Here is a 14,319-nt window from a genome sequence, read left to right as displayed (position 1 = left end):
GGCGACCGCCCTGTCCGACCCGACGCGCTCCGGGAGCACCCCGGACGACGACGTCCGTACGGTCCACGCCATCCGCTCCGAGGAGGACCTCCTCACCGTGCGGCACGCGGTCCGGGACGCGACGCAGCGCGCCGGCTTCGGCCTCGTGGACCAGACGCGCATCGTCACCGCCGCCAGCGAACTCGCCCGCAACGCCTACGTGCACGGCGGGGGCGGCACCCTGTCCCTGGAGACCGTCGGACAGGGCGACCGGCGCGGGCTCCGGCTCGAGGTGAGCGACGAGGGTCCTGGCATCGCCGACCTCGACCGGGCGTTCACCGACGGGTACACGACCGGTGCGGGCCTCGGGCACGGCCTGGGCGGTGCCCGCCGTCTCATGCACGAGTTCCACGTGGACTCGTCGCCGGGCCTCGGCACCACCATCACGGCGCTGCGCTGGAACGAACGACGATGAACACCGGCTCGACCGTACGCACTCTGCACATCGCCATAGACCATCCGAGCGCCGTGCAGAGCGCCGCCGGCCAGGCTCGCTCGCTCGCGATCGCCTGCGAGATGCCGGGAGCGCTGCCCGACCAGGCGGCGGTCCTCGCGAGCGAGCTGGCCAGCAACATCATCAAACACGCGCGCAACGGTTCGCTGTTCGTCCAGCGCTCGCCCCTCGTGGGCGGCATGGACGTCGTCGCCGTCGACAGCGGCCCCGGCATGCCCGACATCGGCATGAGCCTCAGGGACGGGTACAGCACCACCAAGACGATGGGCGCCGGCCTGGGCGCCGCACGCCGTATCGCCACCGACTTCGCCATCCGCTCCACCGCGGAACTCGGCACGCTCGCCCACGCCCGCCTCGCCCCGCCCGGCGCCGCGCGGTCCGCGGGCGCCACCGGGGCGCTCTGCCTGCCCGCCGACGGGGAGGACGCGAGCGGCGACGGGTACGCCGTCGCGGAACAGGACGGCATACGCACCGCGTTGGTCATCGACGGCCTCGGCCACGGACCCGAGGCGGCCGCCGCGACCCAGCGGGCCGAGCGCACCTTCCTCGCCCACCCCCACGCACCGCTGGCCGAGATCATGACCGCACTGCACAAGGCACTGCGACACACCCGCGGCGCCGCCGTCGCCGCCCTGCGCGTCGCCCCCGGGCGCGCCGAATACTGTGGCGTGGGCAACGTCCGTGCCGTGACGTTGACCTCCGAAGGCGTCAACCACCAGCTCACCGGGCAGGCGGGCATCGTCGGATACACCCTGCCCACCCCGAGGAGCCGGTTCGTGGACCTGACCCCGCACACCAGCGTCGTCCTGCACACCGACGGCATCGACCACCGGTGGGCGTACGCCGCCACGACCGCCCGCCTCACCCTGCCCCCCGCACTCCTCGCGGCCTCGCTGGCCCACACGCACCGACGTCGCCGCGACGATGCCACCGTCCTCGCTCTTGGCCCCCACCTGGGAATGAGATGACCCGCGAAACCGTCCGTACGCTCGCGGCGCTGCGGCACACCGTACGAAGCATCGCCCTCGGACACCGCCTGCCCGCCGACGAGAGGGCCCGCCTGGTCCAGTCCCTCAGCGAAGTCGCCGCCCCCGTCCTCGGCGGCGGCCGCCCCGTCACGCTGCTGAGCGGACGCGGCACCGACGAGGACGGCGAGCGCCGGCTGACCCTCGCCCTGCGCCTGCCCCGCCAGGCCTCGGGCACGGAACCGGCGACGGACCCCCTGCCGCACGGCGCACAGGCCAGGCCCGACGGGACGGTCGTGTGGAACCTCCCGCTGCCCGACGGACAGGCCACGAGCCGGCCCGCGGCCCTGCGCGCGGCGGCGGTGCGGCACGACGACGCCGATGTCGCCCTCCTGGAGGAGGAGCTCCGCGCGGCGCTGGCCCGCGCCGACGCGCTCGCCGACGAGCACCGCAGGCTCAAGGACGAACTGGCCGAGACGAACAGCGGCGTCCTGGCCCTGTACGTACAGCTCGAAGAGCGTGACGAGCAGCTGCGCACGGCGCACGGCCGCACCCTGCGCGCCCTGGAGGACGCCCTGCGCCCGAGGCCCCTGCACGTCGCGGGCCTCGAACTCGCGGTGCACTACGCGCCCGCCAGCGACGAGGCCCCGACCGGCGGCGACCTGTACGACTGGTTCACCCTGCCGGACGGCACGGTCCACATCACCGTCGTCGACGCGCTCGGGCACGGCATCGCCAGCACCCGCACCGCGCTGACCGTCACCCACGCGGTGCGCACCCTCGCCCTCGAAGGCCACCCGCTGGAGAGCATCGTGGCCCGCACCGACAGCATCCTCGCGCCCTTCGACCAGAGCGTCATGGCGACCCTGCAGCTGGCCCGCCTGAACCCGGCCGACGGCCGCCTCGACCTGGCCAACGGCAGCCACCCGCCGGCCCTCCTCGCCCACGGCGACGGCACCGCGACCTATCTGGAGGTACGAGGGCGCGGCATCGGCTTCCCCCTGCCCGGCAGCGAACGCGTGCTGTCCACGACGCTCGGGCCCGACGACGTGCTGCTCCTCTACACCGACGGCCTCACCGAGAGCCGCAGGGACCCGGTCGAGGGTGAGGCGCGGCTCAAGGGCGCCCTGTGCCGCCATCGCGACGAGCCGACCGAACGCATCCCGGGCCTGGTCGCGGAGGAGCTGGTCAGCGAGGTGCTCCACCAGGACGACACCCTCGCGATCGCCGTGCGGCGCACCGGACCGGACCCGCGGTCGCCGAAGCTTCCGGAGCCTCCGGAGTAGGGTGATTCGCCCGATTCCGTGATCAACTGATGCAAGATACATTCTTGGAAAAGGGACACGGAGAGGTCGATCATGAACATCCCGTTCCTCGACAAGTGGCGCAGGCGGCACACCGCGACGGACCGGGCCCAGGGGCTCGCGGCCGTGTTCGAAGAGGACCCGGACGGCGTGGCCGCCCTGCTGTCGGAGTGTGAGCTGCTGCGCTCCCAGGCCAGTGCCGCGGGGCTCGAACTCGACGACTCACCCGCGTCGTTGGGCGCCCTCGACCAGCTCCTGCCGCGCTGGCGCGACGACCCCGAGCTGCTGCCGTGGCTCGGCAACGACGCGGGTCTCTATCTGGGCACCGTGGTGGTGCGGACGGTGCCGGGCGCGACCTGGCACGTGTGGCCCGGAGGGAGCCCCGTCGTGCGGCTGAAGACCGGGCGGGACATCCAGGTCGTCGAGGCGGGGCTCGACTGGGCGGTGCACGGCGCTCCCGAGCTCTCGCAGGTCTACGGCGAGGCGTCGGAGACGTAACCCTCGTATACGTGGCCCTCGTAGATATGGCCCCCGTAACCCGAATTGCCTCAAATACGGTTAATGCCCATAAGTGCGTGTCGTCCAGTAAGTCCCGTTTTCACGTGGATAGTTTGCGCGGACGAACACAGCTGAGAGTGGGCAGGTCTCGCCATGGCCGTCGATCCTTTGATCGAGCTGCGTGATGTGAACAAGTACTACGGGGAGCTGCATGTCCTCCAGGACATCGACCTCACCGTCGGCAAGGGGGAGGTGGTCGTGGTCATCGGCCCTTCGGGGTCGGGCAAATCGACACTGTGCCGGACGATCAACCGGCTCGAGACCATCCAGTCGGGAGAGATCAGACTCGACGGGCGGCCGCTGCCCGAGGAGGGAAAGGCGCTCGCGAGGCTCCGCGCCGAGGTCGGCATGGTCTTCCAGTCCTTCAACCTCTTCGCGCACAAGACGGTCCTCCAGAACGTCTCGCTGGCGCAGATCAAGGTGCGGGGACGCAAGAAGGACGAGGCGGAGAAGCGTTCCCGCGAACTCCTGGAGCGCGTGGGCCTCTCCGCGCACGCCGAGAAGTACCCGGCGCAGCTCTCCGGCGGCCAGCAGCAGCGCGTCGCCATCGCCCGCGCGCTCGCCATGGACCCCAAGGCGCTCCTCTTCGACGAGCCGACCTCGGCTCTCGACCCCGAGATGATCAACGAGGTCCTCGAAGTCATGCAGCAGCTCGCGCGGGAGGGCATGACGATGGTCGTCGTCACCCACGAGATGGGCTTCGCCCGCTCCGCGGCCAACCGGGTCGTCTTCATGGCCGACGGCCGCATCGTCGAGGACAGGACCCCCGAGGACTTCTTCACCCACCCGGAGAGCGAGCGCGCCAGGGACTTCCTCTCCAAGATCCTCAAGCACTGACGGGGGAGGGGACGTGAAGAGACACTCCATGCGTACGACGCGCCTGCTCGCGGCGCTCGTTCTCACCGCCTGCGCGGCCGCCGCGTGCGGCAAGGAAGGCAGCCCGCCCACCAAGGGCCCCTCGGCCGAGGAACTGCCGAAGTACCGGGTCGCGACCGGCTTCCAGCTGCCCGGGTCGGGGACCTGGAAGAAGGCGAGGAGCCGCGGCCGCTTCGTGGTCGGCGCCAAGGAGGACCAGCCCTACCTCGGCGAGAAGGACCCGGCCACCGGCGTCTACTCGGGCTTCGACATCGAGATCGCCAAGATGATCTCGGCCTCGCTCGGTCTCGACCCCAAGAAGATCGAGTACAAGACCATCGCGTCGGCCAACCGCGAAACCGCCCTGCAGAACGGGCAGATCGATTTCTACGTCGGCACCTACACCATCAACGACAACCGCAAGAAGCTCGTCGGGTTCGGCGGCCCCTACTACATGGCGGGCCAGGGCCTGCTGGTGCGCACCGACGAGAAGGACATCAACGGCCCCGGAGACCTGGCCGGCAAACGCGTCTGCTCGGCCGCCGGATCCACGCCGTACCAGCGGATCCAGAAGGACTACCCGAAGGCCACCCTCGTCGCCTACGACACGTACTCGATCTGTGTCGACAACCTGCTGACCTATCAGGTCGACGCCGTCACCACTGACGACGCGATCCTGATCGGCTACGCGGCCAAGGCGCCCGACGAACTGAAGGTGGTCGGCAAGCCGTTCTCCGAGGAGCCGTACGGCATCGGGGTGCCCCGGGGCGACAACGCCCTCCGGTTCGCCGTCGACGACGCCCTCGCCGCCCGCGAGAAGGACGGCGACTGGAAGAAGGCCTACGACGCCACCCTCGGCCTCTCCGGGGTCCCCGCGCCGAAGCCGCCCGCCATCGACCGCTACCCGGCGAGCTGAGGAGGCGTCGTGGACGTACTGACAGACAACTTCTCCACGTTCGGCAAGGGCTTCCTCGGCACCGTCGAACTCACCGTCTACGCCTCGCTCCTGGCCCTCGCGCTCGGCTTCGTCATGGCGTCGTTCCGGGTGGCGCCCGTCGGCTCCTTCCGGGCGTTCGGCACGGCATGGGTCACGGTCCTGCGCAACACCCCGCTCACACTGCTCTTCTTCGCGGTGCTGCTCGGGCTGCCGCGCTTCGGCCTCGTGCTGCCCTTCAAGGTGTTCGCCGTGCTCGCCCTCGGCTGCTACACCTCGGCCTTCATCTGCGAGGCGCTCAGGTCGGGCATCAACACCGTGCCCAAGGGGCAGGGCGAGGCGGCCAGGAGCCTCGGCATGAGCTTCGGCCAGACCCTGTCGATGGTCGTGCTGCCGCAGGCCTTCCGGTCCGTCATCGCGCCGGTCGGCTCCAACCTCATCGCGCTCGCCAAGAACTCGGCGATCGCCGGCGCGTTCAGCGTCACCGAGCTGCTCGGCTCGTACAAGACGCTCAGCGAGCTGGGCTACAACATCATCTGGACCTTCGTCTGGATCGCCCTCGGCTACCTCATCATCACCCTCGCCATCAGCGCGATCTTCAATGTCCTCGAAAAGCGCTGGGGAGTCGCCCGATGAAAGCCCTCTCCCACGATTCGACCGCCCTCTACGACATCCCCGGCCCGAAGACCGTACGCAGGCACAAGCTGTACGGCGTCATCTCCACCCTGATCGTGCTGGCCCTCGTCGGATGGCTCCTGTACCTGCTGTTCGACACCGACCAGTTCACGGCCACCAAGTGGACGCCCTTCGAGTACAAGGGCATCCAGGAACTGCTCCTGCGGGGCCTCGGCAACACCCTCAAGGCCTTCGCCATCTCCGCGGTCCTCGCGCTGGCGCTCGGCGGACTGCTCGCGGTGGGGCGGCTCTCCGACCACCGCCCCGTGCGCTGGCTCGCCACGCTCGTCGTGGAGTTCTTCCGCGCCATGCCGGTGCTTGTGATGATCTTCTTCGTCTTCGTGGCGCTGAAGGTGCAGCCGCTGCCCGCGCTGGTCGCCGGACTCACGCTCTACAACGGCTCCGTACTCGCCGAGGTCTTCCGATCCGGCGTCAACTCCGTCGAGAGGGGGCAGCGGGAGGCGGCCTACGCGCTCGGAATGCGCAAGACACAGGTCATGGGACACGTCCTCGTACCGCAGGCCGTGCGGGCCATGTTGCCCGCCATCATCAGCCAGTTGGTGGTGGCCCTGAAGGACACCTCGCTCGGATATCTGATCACCTACGAGGAGTTCCTCCATGCCGGGAAGCTCATCGCGTCGAACCTCGACTACGATTTGCCGTTCATCCCCGTTGTCATGGTGATCTCACCGATCTACATCGGGATGTGCATGTTGCTGTCGTGGTTCGCCCAGTGGGTGTCGAAGCGGCAGCGGCGCAATCCCAAGACCGAGGCCGCGGACGTGGCCCCGGCCGAACCAGGGACGCTGCTGCCGGGTACGCAGTAGCCAAGGGCTGATGCCCACCCGGCAGCAGCCGGTGATCACTGCTCGCGCAGGGGGACGGACACGTACGACGGGTCCGCCGCCGGTGAGGAGAAGGTCAGCTGCGCGCCGGACGGGTTGTGCTCGATGTAGAGCGGGTCGACCGTGTCGACGACCAGGGCGAGCCTGTGCCCTGCCGGTACGTCGTAGGCCGTGGAGAACAACTCCAGGTCCACGCCGAACGGCTTGCCGGGCGTCTTGCCGTGGAAGGTGTACGGCGCGTTGCTGACCAGCTTGCCGAGGCCGAGCGGGCCCACGTCGTAGAGGTACGCGACGAGGGTGCCGCTCTCCTTGGTGCTGGAGAGCGTCGTGTGCAGCCTCGCGGTCCCGCGCACCCGCTGGGCGGACGTGTACCTCTCCGACTGCCAGACGCCCGTGTAGCGGCGCGGGAGCAGCGGCACCGAGGCCGTCGGCGGGATCTTGAGGAACTGGTCGAGGGCGTTGGACAGGATGGCGATGCCGCCGTTGGCGCCCGAGTCGACGTTCGTGCGGATCGTGGTGGAGCCCGCCATGGCGATCTTCTTGCGGGTGGGGCCGACCGCCTTCCAGTCCGGGTAGCCCTCGTAGCCGCCGGTGGAGCGCGACTTGAGCTGGACCGGCTGCTCCTTGTCGATGCCGTTGTCCGCGCCCTTGAGGTAGTGGTCGAACCACCGTTGGGTGGACGTCCAGGTGTCGTTGGGCAGGCCGAGCAGCCCTGTCGCCTCCGCCGTCGCGTGGTCGCCGGGGCGGAACTCCAGGCGCTTGGGCCCGGTCAGGCGCTCGTAGAACTCGGCGTACTGGTTGGGCGGGAAGAGCGTGTCGCCCCAGGCGTTGCCGAGCATGATGGCCGCGCCGTTGTCGTTGATCTGATCGAGGTAGGTCACGGGGGAGCGCTTGGCGCCCCACGCGATCATCTCGTCCTCCTTGTCCAGGTTGGACCCGAGGAAGTCCTTGAGAGTCTGCTGGAGCTCCGCGCTGGGGCGGCCGGTGAGCGCGCCTGCGCCGCCGAGCAGGGCGGCGGCCTGCGCGTGCTGGGTGCGTCCGCTGTAGATCGAGTCGATGAGGTCGGCCCAGCCGCTCAGGGCGGCGACGGCCTTGACCCGCTTGTCGTGCCCGGCGGCGAGCAGGCTGATGCCCGCGCCGTAGGAGACGCCGGCCATGCCGACCTTCTCCGGGTCGGCCGGGGTGTTCGCCAGGGTCCAGTCGATGACCTTGGAGGCGTCCGCGATGTCCTCGGGGCCCGCGGTCTCGATCTCGCCGCCGGACTGCCAGAAGCCGCGCGAGTTGTAACTGACCACCACGTAGCCGGAGTTCGCGAGCTTCTGGGCCTGGGCGACGTACTCGATCTGGGGCATGGCCCAGCTGGTGGGCAGCACGATGGCGGGATACGTCGTAGCAGTGCCGGCCTTCGCGCCCTTCGGGGTGAAGACGTTGGCCTTGAGGACGGTGCCGCCGTCGCCGGGGATGTCGACGAAGCGGACGTCGGCGGCGCTCGTGGCCCGTGGCCCTGCTACCGGTGCGGCCTGCGCCGCGGGGGCCAGGCCGAAGGCGGCGCCGGCGACGAGGGCCGCCGAGACGGTGCCCACGGTGGTCGTGCGCAGGACGCGGTGCGGGTGCGGATGGCTCACGGGTCACTTCCTCACTCGTTGAAAGTGCAAAGTGACCCGACGGTAACCGCGGACCTTTACCGGGGGTAACCCGTCGGTAAGTTACGCCCCGGTAACGATCGTTGAAGAGGGCACGTCTACTTCAGCGCGCTCTTCGCCTGCCAGTCGGACCAGGAGATGTTCCACTCGCCGTAGCCGTTGCCCGGGTCCGGGTCGCCCTTCGAGCCGCTGCCGGTGACCTCGAAGGGGTCGCCTATCTGGGCCTGGTGGTAGAGCCAGCCCGCGTCGCCGTCGCTCATGCCGACGCAGCCCGAGCTGTGGTTGGTGTTGCCGAAGTACGAGGCGTTCCAGGGGGCCGCGTGCGCGTACATGCCCGACCAGGTCAGGCGCATCGAGTAGTCGACCATCTTGTCGTAGGCGTCGCCCAGGCCGACGGTCTCGGAGCGCATGTTGATCGTGCCCTCCTTCGACATCAGGACCGAGGTGCCGCCCCAGGACGCCTTGTCGCCGCCCGGGGTGCCCGCCGACATCGGCAGCGACTTCACCGTCTTGCCGTCGCGGGTGAGCGTCGCCGTCTTGCTGTCCAGGTTCACCTTGACGACCTGGCTCCTGCCGATGGTGAAGTTCGTCGCGTAGTCGCGGACGAACCAGTCGTCGCCGCCCGAGTCGATGCCGTTGAGCCGTGCGTCCAGCTTCACCTTCGTGCCGGACTTCCAGTACTCCTTGGGCCGCCAGTCGACGCGGTCCTTGCCGTCGTAGTTCTTGATCCAGCCCCACGAGCCCTCGGTGTCGTTCGAGGTCGTCACCTTCAGGTGCTTCTCGACCTCGGCCTTGTTCCGCACCGGGTTGTCGAAGGTGATCGACAGGGGCTGGGCGATGCCGACGGTGGTGTTCTTGCCCGGGGCGAGGGTCACCTTGTTGACCTTCTCGGGCGCGGCCGTCTTGAAGGACGACTTGGCGCTGCCGCCCTCGGAGGTGGTCGCCTCGACCTGGTAGGCGGTGCCGGGCGCCGCCTTGCGCTCGGAGGTCCAGGTGGTGCCGTTCGCCGACACCTTGCCGGGCAGCGCGGCGCCCTTGTCGTCGGCGACCGTGACCTTCTTCAGCCTGCCGTCGGCGAGGCTGACCTTCACGGGCTTGCCCGCCTCCGCCTTCTGGCCGGAGAGGTTCACCTTGATCTGCGGCTTCTCGGCGGCCTCGGCCGAGGACGACTCGCCGCCGCCCGAGCAGGCGGTCAGGGCGGCGGTGAGCACCGCAAGGCCCGCGGCTGCCGCGTGGCGGGTGCGAAGCGGGCGTCGGCGGCTCGGGGAGCTCTGGGGGGTCAAGGAACGTACCTCCGTGCGAATGTGGAACTGCACGGAGAGAGTCCTGAGGGTGTCTTCAGGTTGCCCGATGTGCGGAAATTGCCTGCTAGGTCACAGAAGGGCCCCGGCCGGGTCGGCGCAGGGTGAGCACGGAGTCACTTGGCGCGATGGGTGTTGCGGCCCGACGGCGTGGGGATCGGGGTCTGGGCGGCGCGTGTCACGTCCGCGACGAGCTCGACGACGTCGGGTCCGTACGCCTGCGAATTGACGACCTTCAGGAGCAGGACGAACGAGTTGTTGCCGTGCTTGCGGGCGAGCTTCTCGTGGTGACGGGCCAGATAACGGGTGGCCGCCTGGCTGGTGACGGCGCGCTGGCCGCAGAAGAGGAAGACGGGTCTCGCCTCCTGGCCCTGGTCGGCGGTGAGGCGGGCGAGGATCACGTACTCGGTGAGACCGGCCTCCAGGCGGTAACGCTCGCTGCCGATCTGGAAGGCCCCGCGGTCGGGCACGGGATCCGGCTCCGAGTTCACGCGGACGCCGGGCAGCAGGGAGTGCATGTGTGCGGCCATACGGCGGTTCGCCACCGGATTGCCCACGCAGAACTCCGTGCGTTCGCCGAAGCCCTGCTGGGCCGCGTCGTGCGCGACGACCTGGGCGTGCGCACCGCACTCCTTGATCACGGCGGACAGCTCGATGAGCGCGAACACGTCCTGGCGCACCACGGTCAGCTCGGGGCCGCCCGCGTCACGGTTGACCACGAGCAGCGACTCGGAGTTGTCGGGCAGCCCGAAGAAGGCCTGCCTGCGGCGGAGCCTGCGCTTGAGCAGGTAGCCGCGGGCGAGCCAGCCAAGGACGGCACCGAGGCCGACCGCGATCAGGCCGAGGACGAGGTTGCGCACGTCTTCAGTCATGGGGGCGCATGCTAGCGGGCCGCCGGACCCGTGTTCGAGGAGGTCCTGACGCGACGGCCGCCGCGAAGTTACGCTGCGCAGACGCTTGTTGACTGGAGGTACGAATGCGTCGCGCTGTCGTACGGAATCTGACGCTATTGGCGGTCGGAGGGGTATTGGTGTCGGTCGGTGCGGCCGCGCCCCCTTCGCCTACGCGCTCAGCGGAACCGGCTTCGTCCGCGCGCTCGGCGGAACCGGCCGCACCGGAGAAGACACCGGTCGCCGTCGGCCACGGCGGTGCCGTCGCCAGCGTCGACCCGGACGCCTCGGCGGCCGGCATCGAAGTCCTCAGGAAGGGCGGCAACGCGGTGGACGCGGCCGTCGCCACCGCCGCAGCGCTCGGCGTCACCGAGCCGTACTCGGCCGGCGTCGGCGGCGGCGGATACTTCGTCCACTACGACGCGAAGACGCACGAGGTCAGCACCATCGACGGCCGCGAAACCGCCCCGCGCACCGCCGACGCCGGCCTCTTCCTGGAGGACGGCAAGCCGATCCCCTTCGACCAGGCCGTCACCAGCGGCCTCGGCGTCGGCACCCCCGGCACGCCCGCCACCTGGCAGTCCGCGCTCGACGCCTGGGGCAGCAGGAGCCTCGGCACCCTGCTGAAGCCCGCCGAACGCCTCGCGCGCGACGGGTTCACCGTCGATCCGACCTTCCGCTCGCAGACCGAGTCCAACGAGAAGCGGTTCAGGGACTTCCCCGCCACGGCGAAGCTCTTCCTGCCCGGCGGAAAACTGCCCGTGGTCGGCTCCACCTTCAAGAACCCCGACCTGGCGCGCACCTACCGGGAACTGGGCCGCAAGGGAGTCGGGACGCTGTACCGGGGCGACCTCGCCAAGGACTTCGTCCGGACGGTGAACAAGCCGCCCGTCGACCCGGCGGCGGAGCGCGAGGTGCGGCCCGGCGACCTCTCCCTCAAGGACCTCAAGGCGTACGCGGTCAAGCGCCAGGCCCCCACGAAGACCTCCTACCGCGGCCTCGACGTGTACTCCATGGCGCCCTCCTCCTCCGGCGGCACGACCGTCGGCGAGGCGCTCAACATCCTGGAGCGCACCGACCTGTCCAAGGCGTCGAAGGCCAAGTACCTGCACCGCTACATCGAGGCCAGCCGCATCGCGTTCGCCGACCGCGGGCGCTGGGTGGGCGACCCCGCCTTCGAGGACGTACCGACGAAGGAGCTCCTCTCGCAGCGGTTCGCCGACTCGCGGGAGTGCCTGATCAAGGACACGGCGGTGCTCAAGAGCCCGCTCGCGCCCGGCGACCCGCGACACCCCAGCCCGTGCGGCAAGGGCGACGAGGCGGCCCCGACGACGTACGAGGGCGAGAACACCACGCACCTCACGGCCGCCGACAAGTGGGGCAACGTCGTGGCGTACACCCTCACCATCGAGTCGACCGGCGGCAGCGGCATCACCGTCCCGGGCCGCGGCTTCCTGCTCAACAACGAACTGACCGACTTCTCGTTCGCGCCCGCCGACCCCGCGGTGCACGACCCGAACCTGCCCGGACCCGGCAAACGGCCGCGCTCCTCGATCTCCCCGACGATCGTGCTGAAGCACGGCAAGCCGGTGGTGGCCCTCGGCTCGCCGGGCGGCGCGACCATCGTCACGACCGTCCTGCAGACCCTCACGGGCTTCGTCGACCGCGGCCTCCCGCTGGTCGACGCGATCGCCGCGCCGCGCGCGAGCCAGCGCAACGCCGCGCAGACCGAACTCGAACCGGAACTGTGGAACAGCCCGTTGAAGGGCTCGCTGGAGGCGATCGGGCACTCCTTCAAGCAGAACCCGGAGATCGGAGCCGCCACGGGTGTGCAGCGGCTGCCGGACGGCAAGTGGCTCGCGGCCGCGGAGAAGGTCCGCCGGGGCGGCGGCTCGGCGATGGTGGTGCGCCCCGAGAAGTGACGGCCTCGCCGGGGGCCGTTCGGTGCGGCCCCCGGCGAACGCCCGCCTACGGGGCGGGTGCCGCCGCGCAGTTCTGCTCCAGCTCGTTCGCGGCCCAGCGGATCGGCGACTCCGGGTCGTCGTGCAGATACCGCAGGGCGGGCAGCGCCTCGCGGACCGCGGCCAGTTGCGCGTCGCCGCGGCCGCCGCGCGCCCGGCGCACGTCGGCGAGGTCGGCGATGAGCAGCAGCAGGGTGCTGCGGGACTTGTTGTCGGGGTCCGTCATCAGCTCGACCAGGAACGGGATCGCGGGGACCGCGGCCGTCGACGCGGCGTCCTTGGAGACCAGGAGCCGGTACAGGTCGTGGACCGCGTCCATGGCCGTCTTCTTGTCGTCCGACGCGACCTTGCCGATCAGCTCCGGGACCATGTGACCGGGTCCGCGGGCGGTCCACAGGGAACCCCAGTCGACGCCGTCCAGGCGCAGTTGGAGGTCGCGGTGCGGCCACAGCCTCGCGGTGTCCAGGCGGAGCGCGGAGGTGCCGTGGTCGTCGGTGACGCGCAGGGTCCCGTCCGCGTCGAGGCCGAGGAAGCGGATGCCGGTGCCCAGGCGCAGCCCCGCCGTCGCGTCGGACTCCAGGTCCCAGAGGCGGACCAGGCCGTCCGCCCAGGCCGCGGCGAGCGCGGGCCCGGTCTCCAGCGGGGCGAGGGCGAGCGCCCTCACGGGTGTGGCGCGGCGCGCGAAGGGGATACGCATCGGCTTGCGGCGGGTGCTCCAGTAGCGGATCACGCCGTGCTCGTCGCCGCTGAGGACGAGCCGCGTGCCGTTGCCCAGCTCGAGGCAGGCGAGGGCGGTGACCGGGGCGCGGTGCAGGGTCAGGCTGATGGTCTCGGGGGACTCGTCGTCGGTCTCCAGGACGTGCACGCAGCCGTCCGTGTCGCCCGCCACGAGGGTCGTCCCGTTCCGGTCGGAGGCCACCGACCGCAGGGCGCCCGGTGCGGGGACGAGCGCGGCCGCGGCGCCGGGCACCGCGGGCGGGGCGCTGTGGCCGCGCGTCAGGACGGTCCAGCGGCCGCGGGGGTCGGCGTCGCCCTGCGCCAGCGAGACCGGGCCGAGGTCCTCCAGTGGCTCGGGCACCTGTGAGGGCGGGCTGATGGCCTTCTCGCCCGACCAGTCGACGCCGAGGGTCTCGGCGACCGCGACGAGCGCCTCGCGCGTACGGGCGTTGATGACGATCGCGAAGTCGGCGCCCGGACCGCGCCCGTGCCGCACGACGGCGTCCGGGGCGCCGTACGACAGCGCGTCCGTCCCCATCTCCTGCCAGGGCAGCAGCCCGAGTTCGCGGTACGAGGCCGTCAGGCGCCGGACGATCTCCGGATCCGCGTCGACGACACTCCTGCGCACCCGCAGCGTCCAGCCGTAGTGCGCGGGCAGCCGCTCGAAGGCCAGCTGCGTCAGGAACTCGGAGAGCGACCTGCTCTGCACGACCCACTCGCCGCCGAGGCTCACGACGACCCGGGGGTCGGGCAGTTCGGCCTCGGCGGCGAGGTATCCCCACGCCTGGCTGTAGTGGTACTCCGACATGAAGACGCAGACCCGGCGGTCGCCGCCCCGCGCCACGAGCGGGCTGTCCGGGGGCAGTTCGAGGTCGGACATCGTCGGCGGCCACTGCGTGTGGACCCAGTACAGGCGCGGGTTGAAGGCGAACGAGTTGAGCGGGGAGTCCCACCACTCGTTCAGGGCCTGCGGGACGGGCAGCTCCCAGTCGATGCCGTCCGTGCGGTTCTCCCCGCCCCACCGGGAGTGCCCGGGCTCGCCGCCCGGGTCCTCGTACCCCCACTCCTCCTGCACGGCGTGGAGCAACTCCCAGCGGGGGCGGCCTTGTTGCCGCTCCCGCAGCCGTTCCGCGAACTGTCCGTAGTCAATGATCTCTCGGGTCACCGCAGAATCGTAC

General features: G+C 70.6%; 13 protein-coding genes. 9 read left to right on the top strand and 4 right to left on the bottom strand.

Annotation, left to right across the window (positions count from 1 at the left end):
• Positions 1-10: 10 nt before the first annotated feature.
• The 8 genes from DEJ48_RS06765 to DEJ48_RS06730 all read left to right on the top strand — a co-directional run bounded on the left by DEJ48_RS06765 (position 11) and on the right by DEJ48_RS06730 (position 6,611).
• Complete coding sequence (locus tag DEJ48_RS06765) at positions 11-454, top strand: anti-sigma regulatory factor (protein WP_150221011.1); 444 nt, start codon at positions 11-13, stop codon at positions 452-454.
• Positions 451-1,461 (top strand): SpoIIE family protein phosphatase, encoded by a 1,011-nt coding sequence (locus DEJ48_RS06760; protein WP_150215302.1) that lies wholly within the window; start codon positions 451-453, stop codon positions 1,459-1,461. Before DEJ48_RS06765 ends, DEJ48_RS06760 begins: the two co-directional genes overlap by 4 nt.
• Positions 1,458-2,744 (top strand): PP2C family protein-serine/threonine phosphatase, encoded by a 1,287-nt coding sequence (locus DEJ48_RS06755; protein WP_150215301.1) that lies wholly within the window; start codon positions 1,458-1,460, stop codon positions 2,742-2,744. The genes DEJ48_RS06760 and DEJ48_RS06755 overlap by 4 nt, the downstream gene beginning before the upstream one ends.
• Positions 2,745-2,816: 72 nt before the next feature.
• Positions 2,817-3,260, top strand: a complete 444-nt coding sequence (locus tag DEJ48_RS06750; protein ID WP_150215300.1) for a DUF6278 family protein — start codon at positions 2,817-2,819, stop codon at positions 3,258-3,260.
• Positions 3,261-3,413: 153 nt separating this feature from the next.
• Positions 3,414-4,157 (top strand): amino acid ABC transporter ATP-binding protein, encoded by a 744-nt coding sequence (locus tag DEJ48_RS06745; protein ID WP_150215299.1) that lies wholly within the window; start codon positions 3,414-3,416, stop codon positions 4,155-4,157.
• A gap of 28 nt (positions 4,158-4,185) precedes the next feature.
• Positions 4,186-5,091 (top strand): glutamate ABC transporter substrate-binding protein, encoded by a 906-nt coding sequence (locus DEJ48_RS06740; protein WP_150215298.1) that lies wholly within the window; start codon positions 4,186-4,188, stop codon positions 5,089-5,091.
• A 9-nt stretch (positions 5,092-5,100) separates the two neighbouring features.
• The gene (locus DEJ48_RS06735; protein WP_150215297.1) at positions 5,101-5,745 is read left to right on the top strand and encodes an amino acid ABC transporter permease; all 645 of its coding nucleotides are present in this window, start codon (positions 5,101-5,103) and stop codon (positions 5,743-5,745) included.
• Positions 5,742-6,611 carry an amino acid ABC transporter permease gene (locus DEJ48_RS06730; RefSeq protein WP_150215296.1) on the top strand — a complete coding sequence of 290 codons (870 nt, stop codon included), beginning with the start codon at positions 5,742-5,744 and terminating at the stop codon, positions 6,609-6,611. The genes DEJ48_RS06735 and DEJ48_RS06730 overlap by 4 nt, the downstream gene beginning before the upstream one ends.
• A gap of 35 nt (positions 6,612-6,646) precedes the next feature.
• On the opposite strand, the gene DEJ48_RS06725 is transcribed toward DEJ48_RS06730, so the two are convergent.
• The 3 genes from DEJ48_RS06725 to DEJ48_RS06715 all read right to left on the bottom strand — a co-directional run bounded on the left by DEJ48_RS06725 (position 6,647) and on the right by DEJ48_RS06715 (position 10,445).
• The gene (locus DEJ48_RS06725; protein ID WP_150215295.1) at positions 6,647-8,254 is read right to left on the bottom strand and encodes a CocE/NonD family hydrolase; all 1,608 of its coding nucleotides are present in this window, start codon (positions 8,252-8,254) and stop codon (positions 6,647-6,649) included.
• Between the two features lie 116 nt (positions 8,255-8,370).
• The gene (locus tag DEJ48_RS06720; RefSeq protein ID WP_150215294.1) at positions 8,371-9,555 is read right to left on the bottom strand and encodes an Ig-like domain-containing protein; all 1,185 of its coding nucleotides are present in this window, start codon (positions 9,553-9,555) and stop codon (positions 8,371-8,373) included.
• A 134-nt stretch (positions 9,556-9,689) separates the two neighbouring features.
• Positions 9,690-10,445, bottom strand: a complete 756-nt coding sequence (locus tag DEJ48_RS06715) for a hypothetical protein (protein ID WP_150215293.1) — start codon at positions 10,443-10,445, stop codon at positions 9,690-9,692.
• 104 nt (positions 10,446-10,549) lie between these two features.
• Between DEJ48_RS06715 and ggt the strand changes: the two genes are divergently transcribed.
• Complete coding sequence (gene ggt / locus DEJ48_RS06710; protein WP_150215292.1) at positions 10,550-12,385, top strand: gamma-glutamyltransferase; 1,836 nt, start codon at positions 10,550-10,552, stop codon at positions 12,383-12,385.
• Between the two features lie 46 nt (positions 12,386-12,431).
• Here the strand turns inward: ggt and DEJ48_RS06705 are convergent, their stop codons facing one another.
• The gene (locus DEJ48_RS06705; protein WP_150215291.1) at positions 12,432-14,306 is read right to left on the bottom strand and encodes a WD40 repeat domain-containing protein; all 1,875 of its coding nucleotides are present in this window, start codon (positions 14,304-14,306) and stop codon (positions 12,432-12,434) included.
• Positions 14,307-14,319: the final 13 nt, after the last annotated feature.

Origin of the sequence: Streptomyces venezuelae (assembly GCF_008642315.1) — a bacterium.
Classification (GTDB): domain Bacteria; phylum Actinomycetota; class Actinomycetes; order Streptomycetales; family Streptomycetaceae; genus Streptomyces; species Streptomyces venezuelae_D.
Note: the sequence above shows the minus strand (reverse complement) of the source record. Positions and strands in the feature narration are given on the sequence as shown.

Excerpts from the sequence above, each read along its gene's own strand:
- DEJ48_RS06760 (WP_150215302.1), top strand. The coding sequence starts at position 451 with ATGAACACCGGCTCGACCGTACGCACTCTGCACATCGCCATAGACCAT.
- DEJ48_RS06715 (WP_150215293.1), bottom strand. The coding sequence starts at position 10,445 with ATGACTGAAGACGTGCGCAACCTCGTCCTCGGCCTGATCGCGGTCGGC.
- ggt (WP_150215292.1), top strand. The coding sequence starts at position 10,550 with ATGCGTCGCGCTGTCGTACGGAATCTGACGCTATTGGCGGTCGGAGGG.
- DEJ48_RS06750 (WP_150215300.1), top strand. The coding sequence starts at position 2,817 with ATGAACATCCCGTTCCTCGACAAGTGGCGCAGGCGGCACACCGCGACG.
- DEJ48_RS06755 (WP_150215301.1), top strand. The coding sequence starts at position 1,458 with ATGACCCGCGAAACCGTCCGTACGCTCGCGGCGCTGCGGCACACCGTA.
- DEJ48_RS06745 (WP_150215299.1), top strand. The coding sequence starts at position 3,414 with ATGGCCGTCGATCCTTTGATCGAGCTGCGTGATGTGAACAAGTACTAC.
- DEJ48_RS06740 (WP_150215298.1), top strand. The coding sequence starts at position 4,186 with ATGCGTACGACGCGCCTGCTCGCGGCGCTCGTTCTCACCGCCTGCGCG.
- DEJ48_RS06730 (WP_150215296.1), top strand. The coding sequence starts at position 5,742 with ATGAAAGCCCTCTCCCACGATTCGACCGCCCTCTACGACATCCCCGGC.